We start from the raw sequence: 7,570 nt of genomic DNA on the forward strand, positions 1-7,570 counted from the left end.
GCACATAGTGCAAAAAATTAAACATGACACGCCAGATATACTAAGTTTTTTTGTCATTTAATCTGTACAGAGAAGATAAATAATTAGCTTCAACCTTATTATAAACTTACTATTACCCACAAATATGAGGTTGATGAGCGAGCCTCCACCCTTCTGATAAATCAAAGAGACGTTTCCATCCTTTCCAAAGAGCAGAAGGTCCTGGTTCTGGATCATTTTTCCTTGCTAAGTAACCACCTAATTGAGCAATCCATGAAACAGCCTCTTTTATCGTAGGTGTTACATTTGGAAATGGTTTTTTGTGTATTTTAACGTATAAAACTTTCCACTCTTCTTCAGCTAACAAGGCAGTACACGGTAATGTTGGATCAGTTCTTGCAATTGATGTAATAAATAAAATTCTCCAAGCAATAATACTCATCACTGTTAAATACCGCACTAATCTTTCTGCTGTTCCAAGTCTACATTCCTCAACTTTTAGACCAGATTTTAAGATTTTATGAAATATCTCTATCTTCCATCTAAGGGGAGAGTAGACCGGCGGAACTTCCCCACCAGTCTCTCGCAGAACTGTGCATGAACCTCGCGATTCACACAGCTCCCATTATTCAGCCTTTTGTCCCAAACCTAATGTCCAGTGATAGAAAGTGTCCGGTCCTTCTTTTCTCATTTTTCCTAGAAGTTGCCTTGCTAGTCTTCCATGAGTTCGAAGTTTCCTGTACTTTCTTCTTGCCCACTTTTCAAGTTGCCGCTCTATGTTCTTCAGAGGTTTGTATATCTCTATCCTGTAAAACCTGCCATAGTACTGATACCAGCCTCTGACTATTGGGTTTACCTTCTTCGATATTTCCTCCAAAGTTGTTGATGTTTGTCTGTGTATTCTCCATGACCTTATGACTTGACAGATCTTTTTCTTGGCTTTGTTACTAATTGCAGGCAGAAATGAGACAAACTTCTTTCCCATTTTATTTCTTGCTAACCTGGGTCTGAATGTGTAACCCAGAAAATCAAAACTTTGTTTAGGAAATTCATCACTCCTATTGTTATCCTTACAGTACACAATTTGTGTTTTATCAGGATGCAATTTTAGCTTATACTCAGCCAGTCTCTTTTCAATCTTTACCTTCATAAAGTCTGCCTGTTTCTGGGTCTTACAGTGCACTATCACATCGTCCACATATCTCTCAAATAATACTGTCGGATAGTCTTGTTTCATCCATATATCAAATACATGATGCATAAATATATTAGAGATGATTGGGCTAATTGAACCTCCTTGCGGAACTCCTCTTTCCCTAACTACCCTCCTACCATCTGCTTGCTGAATAGGGGCTTTCATCCACCTTTCAACGTACAGTATGACCCATTTGCAGTCTGTGTGCTTCTTGATAGCCTGCAATGCCAATTCGTGGTCCAAATTGTCGAAAAATCTAGATATATCAAGATCTATCGCCCAATCGTACCTCCAACATCTTTTACGCGCTGTATCTACCGCATCCAGTGCTGATTTATTTGGTCTATAACCATATGAATCCTCATGGAATTTTGGCTCTACTAGCGGCTCAAGATACATAGAAGCTGCTGTTTGCCCTATCCTATCGAATACTGAAGGAACACCTAAAATTCTTTGCCCTCCTCCCGTATCTTTCGGTATTGCTACAGCTTTTACAGGCTCTGGAAAATAACTTCCGGATGACATCCGGTTCCATAGTTTGTATAGATTATCTTTTAGATTCTCTTCAAATTTTGTTATCGAAACCTCATCCACACCAGCAGCACCTTTATTTTTCGATACTTGTTTATAAGCTCTCCAAATAAGCTGCTTAGGTATGTCAAAAGACTTTGTTTTATTCATTTACTCCTCCCTCTCGGTTGACAAATAATTAAAACTGAATAACTCAGCCCCTTCGCTCCATTTCCATTACAGAAACTTCTTCACTACTACGAGCTAATCCGCCCCTGTTTTCCGCATCGGTACTCTCATCCTCAGAGATCAGCTCTTTGGATTTCTCCCTTATCATCGAAACGACAGGTTCCCGCAGTTCCACACAATAGCCTAAAATAGATTCATGCCATCTCTATGCCGGACGCTACCTACCCAGTAAGCAAGTTCCCGATAGATTCATCCCAGAAGAGCATCGGACTCCCGGTTTTAACGTCATTCAGTAATAGCTTTCGACACCTCATCGATGGTTCACTTTCGTTCATCTCTCTATTTCACACATGACGCATAATTGCGCCTTTTCCATAACGCTTACTACCTTGGCTCTTTACCAAAGCAGCTTATGGTTGTTTGAAGCCTGCTCTTGTAAACCGGCTCCGAGGGGCCCACCCTCATCTATTATGCAGCTTTCGCACTTAGTTTGCTCTTTTCTGAACATTCTTTGTGACTCTACGGCACACCAATACCAACTAACTTTTTCAACAGCTTCGTCAAAGGTATTGACTGGAAGGTTTGTTAAAAGCATCCACTCTAGTGGATCTGCTCCAGAGAAAGGATCTTTTTCAGCAACATAGACTGCATAAAATGGTAGGTCAGGTAATTTCTCCGTCCTATGCCTAATATTATTTTTAGATGGATTCATCATAAACTTTTCAAACCTAATCTCTAAAGATGCAGTCCTTTTTGGCTTATTATCTTTTGCAGGAATTTCAACTTTTATTATACCTGCACAAGTGGAGGATTTTATAACTTCCCACAACTTTTGTTCGTTTTTTCTAGGACATCGATATTTTCTATTTACTACTCTATTTTGGCAAGCTCTTACTAAAACTGCTGAGTTAAGACTATGTGCAAGTTCAAAAAAATCATAAATATCTGCTTCCCTATCGCATACAGTTATAGCTTCAGTCTGAGATGAATCTAGACTAATGTTTGTTTCTTTTAACGTTTCTATCCATTTTATACTCTCTTTATCTTCAATATGGACACTATCGTTTTTTTTAACATGGCTTTTGTCTTCTTCAGAAATAGTAGGCCTCAAATAAACCTTTTGATCTAATATTCCTAGTGCCAAGCCTTCTGTACTCACAGTAAAGGCTGTATGCATTATAATTCCTTTAGGTTGATTATTGCCTCTTTTTCTTGAAATATCTCCTAATCCACTTGTTTTTTTATGGTGAGTATATGAAATGTAACTTGTATCTTGAATTACAAGAACTCTTTTGTGAGCTTTCATTCTTTCAGCTGTTTTAGCAACATGTGAAGCTAAAATATCACTTTCTTTTATATTTTCATTTTGAAAAAAACGATATGCTGCTTTTGCTTCTGACCAACTTCCACATGCCTGATTGATTGAACTTTTAGGTAAATTTGCCAAACTATCAGCAAGATTCACTAATCTGTCAGTTAGTCTTTTATCTCCTAGTACAGCATTTCCAAACTCACTTTTAGCCCATTCATTACTCTCATTTGCCATTTTTATACCCTCAATATTTGCATACTTTAATATTCTAATCCTTTATTTTTATGTCCATTTATATTTGTGGGTAATAGTAAGATTAAAGATTGGGGAAGGAGATGATGTAATACGAATACAAAATGGACAATATTGCGATATGAAAGGCAAAGTAAAGATGACTTTTAAAGTTGGTAATGAGAAGCTCGAGATGGTTTTGTTCTCTAAAAAAGCTCATGAACCTGAAAACAACGCATTAAATTTTGGTACAATAATGGTGTATATGGATGATAAAAATTGTGAAATTTTCTTAAAGCACTATGAAACACTAAAAGGGCAACCACGTATAGAAAGAATTGTTGATAGGGCTAAAAGTTTTGTCGAAGAGAAAAACGGAAAACAAAGTGAGCCATTTAGTGTTCTGGAAGAAGTCAGTGCATTCAAGTGCACTAACTGCGGTCATCATCCCTCTTAGGCTAAAGTTCTAACAATCATAATACATACACTATTGCCACATGCAATAGTGTATGTATATAGTAGTAGAGTTTGTAAACTTAATAAAGTTACAACCAATTTAAAAACTACTTTATCGTATGCAAGACTTTAAAATACTAGAAAATCTAAAAACCAAAACACTAGAAGCTGAAAAAGGAGGCGGTTCTAACAGAATCAATAAACAACGCGAAAAAGGGAAATTAACTGCTAGAGAAAGGCTCAGTATATTGCTCGATGAAAATTCGTTTGAGGAATATGATAAATTCGTGAAGCATCACGTAGCTGATTTTGGCATGCAAAATGCTAATTTTTTAGGTGATGGAGTTGTGATTGGCCATGGCACTATTTATGGCAGAAAAGTTTTTGTTTATTCCCAGGATTTCACTGTTTTTGGTGGATCGCTTGGTGCGTCACATGCAAAAAAAATATGCAAAATTATGGACATGGCAACTAATGCCAGGGTTCCAATTATCGGACTAAACGACTCCGGTGGAGCCAGGATTCAGGAAGGAGTAAATTCCCTTGCTGGTTATGGAGAAATTTTTCAAAGAAACGTAAACGCTTCAGGCGTTATACCACAGATTTCCTTAATCATGGGCCCATGTGCTGGCGGTGCAGTTTATTCCCCAGCATTGACTGACTTCACTTTTATGGTGAAAAATAGTTCATACATGTTTATAACCGGACCAGATGTAGTAAAAAAAGTTACATATGAAGATGTAAGCCACGAAGATCTCGGTGGAGCAAAAGTCCATACAGGTAAAACAGGAGTGGCAGATTTTGCGTTCAATAATGATGTTGAAATGCTAGGAGAGATACGTGAATTCTTTACTTTTTTACCAGCAAATAATCAAGAGCCTCCAAAATCTGTACCAACTCGCGGTGATGTTGATGACATCGATGAATCTTTAAATACTTTAATTCCTCACAATCCTAATACTCCTTACGATATGTATGAACTCATTGAAAAGGTGTGTGATGAAAGGAAATTTTTTGAACTAAAACCCGATTTTGCTCGTAACATCATATTTGGCTTTGGTAGAATTGGAGGAAATACTGTTGGTATTGTTGCAAATCAACCTATGCATCTTGCAGGGTGTTTGGATATTGATTCTTCAAGAAAAGCCGCAAGATTTGTAAGGTTTTGTGACGCATTTAACATCCCTATCATCACACTCATCGATGTTCCAGGGTTTCTGCCAGGTACAAATCAAGAGTACAATAATATAATACAACACGGAGCAAAGCTGCTTTACGCTTACGCTGAAGCGACTGTGCCGAAAATTAGCCTTATCACCAGAAAAGCGTATGGTGGTGCATATATTGTCATGAACTCCAAACATCTAAGAGGTGATATAAACTACGCTTGGCCAACTGCTGAAATAGCTGTGATGGGCCCTGAAAGTGCAGTTGAAATTATATTTCGACATGAAAAAGATCAACAAACACTGATTAAAGAATACAAAGAAAAATTTGCCAATCCATTTTTTGCTGCATCACACGGATACATTGACGATATAATAGTGCCAAGCAAAACACGGTGTCACCTTCACAAAGCATTAGAGCTATTGCAAAATAAGAAAGTAGAAAGAATATGGAAAAAGCATGATAATTTACCTCTGTAACCTTCTACTAAGTCTTTTTCTACAAGCTATGAGATATTATAAGAGTGTGCCGTTACCAAGACTCGAACTTGGGACCTCGTCATTACCAATGACGTACTCTACCACCTGAGCTATAACGGCAGGGTTTATATATATATGAATAACATAAAAAAGAATAAGGAAAAAGAAGAAGGGAGAAAAAGATTAGCGAAAGCTTTAAAGCAAAATATTGTAAAAAGAAAAAAGCAGCAACAGAGTAGACAAGATGCCAGAGCTCCCAGAAGTGGAAGTAATCTCTAACTTCTTGCTTGATAAAATAAAAAACAAGCAGATCAGTGATGTTATAGTGAACAATTGGAATTTACGTGTACCAATAACAAAAAATATCGATGATGTACTAAAGGGTAAAGTCATAAGCGATGTAAAGCGTAGAGGCAAATATATAATTTGGCACACAGACAATGATATAGCCATCACTATACACCTCGGTATGAGTGGAAAGCTCATATATGCTGAAGACAATCAAGTACAAAATAAACATGATCACGTGATATTTTTATTTTCCGACAACACTTCAATAGTCTTTAACGACCCAAGAAGATTTGGATTAGTTATTGTTTTAAACAAAGAACAAAAAGTAAGTTTTTTTAGTAACCTCGGAATAGAGCCTCTCATAGATGAATTTAATGGGGGCTATTTACAGAAGCTGCTGAAGAACAGAAAAGCAAATGTCAAATCAGCATTAATGGACAATAAATTAATAGTTGGTATAGGTAACATATACGCTTCTGAGAGCTTGTTTAGAGCCCGCATATCGCCACTTAGGTCAGCAAAAGACTTAACTTATAGAGAATGCGAAAAACTTGCTACTGAAATAAAAAATACTCTGAGTGATGCAATTGCTGCGGGCGGTTCAACACTGAAAGATTATGCGCAGCCATCTGGATCTGTTGGATACTTTCAAAATAGCTTTTACGTATATGGTAAAGTTCAAAAACCTTGCAAGGTTTGCAACAATATAATAACACTTATACGACAAAATGGCCGTAGCACTTATTTTTGTAATGCATGCCAGAATTAAGTTTTATTTTTGAATATGACATTCTTACCTGAAAAAGATCCATTTGATTCGTTCTCAAAGTGGTATAAAGCGGTACTAAATTCTTCATGTAAAGAGCCAACCGCAATGACGCTAGCAACTTGTAGCGAAGACTGCATTCCATCTGCAAGAGTGGTGCTATTAAAAGAGTATAGCAAAGAAGGTTTTGTTTTCTTCACTAACGTAAATAGCAGAAAAGGAAAAGAATTGACCGAGAATCCCAAAGCTGCATTAGTATTTCACTGGATAGAGTTTTCTAGGCAAGTGCGAATTGAAGGAGAAGTTAAACTCCTAAATAGTAAAAAAGCTGATGAATATTTCTCCTCTCGAGCACGTGATAGTCAAATTAGCGCGTGGTGCTCAAAACAATCGGGCATTCTAAAAAATTGGCAAGATTTTGAGCAAGCCATCAAATTGAAGGAAAAAGAATTTCACAATATACAAGTTCCTCGTCCTGACTTTTGGGTGGGATTTTGCGTAATCCCAAAAGTAATTGAATTTTGGCAAGAAGGCGAATATAGGAGACACACTAGGTTTAGATATACTCTTATTGAAGAAAGCAATTGGAAAGTGGAGCAACTATATCCCTAAATAGCTAAACTAACTTAGGTTTATCGACATCCCGCTAACGAGTAGCGGGATCTAGAGATACTGCGGCGGTATGACACACTTTTTTGAACATTCCCTGTTTAACACTCCCCAATGGTCATTTAGTTACGCCTACAGTCTGCTGCATAACATCCAAGCAATCTGAGTTTGGGTCTATTATTAAACTAGCAGGAAAACATTTTTGCCTAGATGCTAACTTTGCCTTTTGCCCAAGTTCTTGAAATTTTTTAGCAGATTTTTCTTCTTCTGTTTGGCTTTGATTATCCCAGATAATTTGATCACCATGTCCTTTTAGTTCTTTCAAAAAGATCATTAAATTTTCGTAAATATCTTTTCTTATATCATCTTGATCTTTTTCCTTACCT

At 37.0% G+C, this 7,570-nt stretch carries 7 protein-coding genes, 1 tRNA gene and 2 pseudogenes; 4 read left to right on the top strand and 6 right to left on the bottom strand.

Annotation, left to right across the window (positions count from 1 at the left end; all coding sequences use genetic code 11):
• Window positions 1-112: 112 nt before the first annotated feature.
• The 4 genes and pseudogenes from HET73_RS04695 to HET73_RS04705 form a co-directional block, all read right to left on the bottom strand.
• Window positions 113-526, bottom strand: a pseudogene (locus HET73_RS04695) (IS4 family transposase); the annotation flags it as partial.
• Between the two features lie 78 nt (window positions 527-604).
• Window positions 605-1,855, bottom strand: coding sequence for a group II intron reverse transcriptase/maturase (ltrA, locus tag HET73_RS04700; RefSeq protein ID WP_174134100.1), 1,251 nt, complete (start codon window positions 1,853-1,855; stop codon window positions 605-607).
• Window positions 1,856-1,898: 43 nt separating this feature from the next.
• Entirely contained in the window at window positions 1,899-2,021 is a 123-nt protein-coding gene (locus tag HET73_RS09070) for a hypothetical protein (RefSeq protein WP_281356028.1), read from the bottom strand.
• A 324-nt stretch (window positions 2,022-2,345) separates the two neighbouring features.
• Window positions 2,346-3,419 (bottom strand): annotated as a pseudogene (locus HET73_RS04705) (IS4 family transposase); the annotation flags it as partial.
• Between the two features lie 64 nt (window positions 3,420-3,483).
• On the opposite strand from HET73_RS04705, the gene HET73_RS04710 reads away from it, so the two are divergent.
• On the top strand, window positions 3,484-3,873 hold the full coding sequence (locus HET73_RS04710; RefSeq protein WP_174134101.1) for a hypothetical protein: 390 nt from the start codon (window positions 3,484-3,486) through the stop codon (window positions 3,871-3,873).
• Between the two features lie 118 nt (window positions 3,874-3,991).
• On the top strand, window positions 3,992-5,518 hold the full coding sequence (locus HET73_RS04715; RefSeq protein ID WP_174134102.1) for an acyl-CoA carboxylase subunit beta: 1,527 nt from the start codon (window positions 3,992-3,994) through the stop codon (window positions 5,516-5,518).
• A gap of 47 nt (window positions 5,519-5,565) precedes the next feature.
• Here HET73_RS04715 and HET73_RS04720 read toward each other — a convergent pair.
• A tRNA-Thr gene (locus HET73_RS04720) sits at window positions 5,566-5,638 on the bottom strand.
• A gap of 124 nt (window positions 5,639-5,762) precedes the next feature.
• Between HET73_RS04720 and mutM the strand changes: the two genes are divergently transcribed.
• Together mutM and pdxH are read left to right on the top strand one after the other, a co-directional pair.
• Complete coding sequence (mutM, locus tag HET73_RS04725) at window positions 5,763-6,578, top strand: bifunctional DNA-formamidopyrimidine glycosylase/DNA-(apurinic or apyrimidinic site) lyase (RefSeq protein ID WP_174134103.1); 816 nt, start codon at window positions 5,763-5,765, stop codon at window positions 6,576-6,578.
• 15 nt (window positions 6,579-6,593) lie between these two features.
• The gene (gene pdxH, locus HET73_RS04730; protein WP_174133558.1) at window positions 6,594-7,187 is read left to right on the top strand and encodes a pyridoxamine 5'-phosphate oxidase; all 594 of its coding nucleotides are present in this window, start codon (window positions 6,594-6,596) and stop codon (window positions 7,185-7,187) included.
• Window positions 7,188-7,302: 115 nt separating this feature from the next.
• Here pdxH and HET73_RS04735 read toward each other — a convergent pair.
• Window positions 7,303-7,570 (bottom strand): hypothetical protein (locus HET73_RS04735; RefSeq protein WP_174134104.1); only part of this gene is annotated, 268 nt, incomplete at its 5' end.

The sequence above is a fragment of the Wolbachia endosymbiont of Atemnus politus genome (assembly GCF_013309895.1).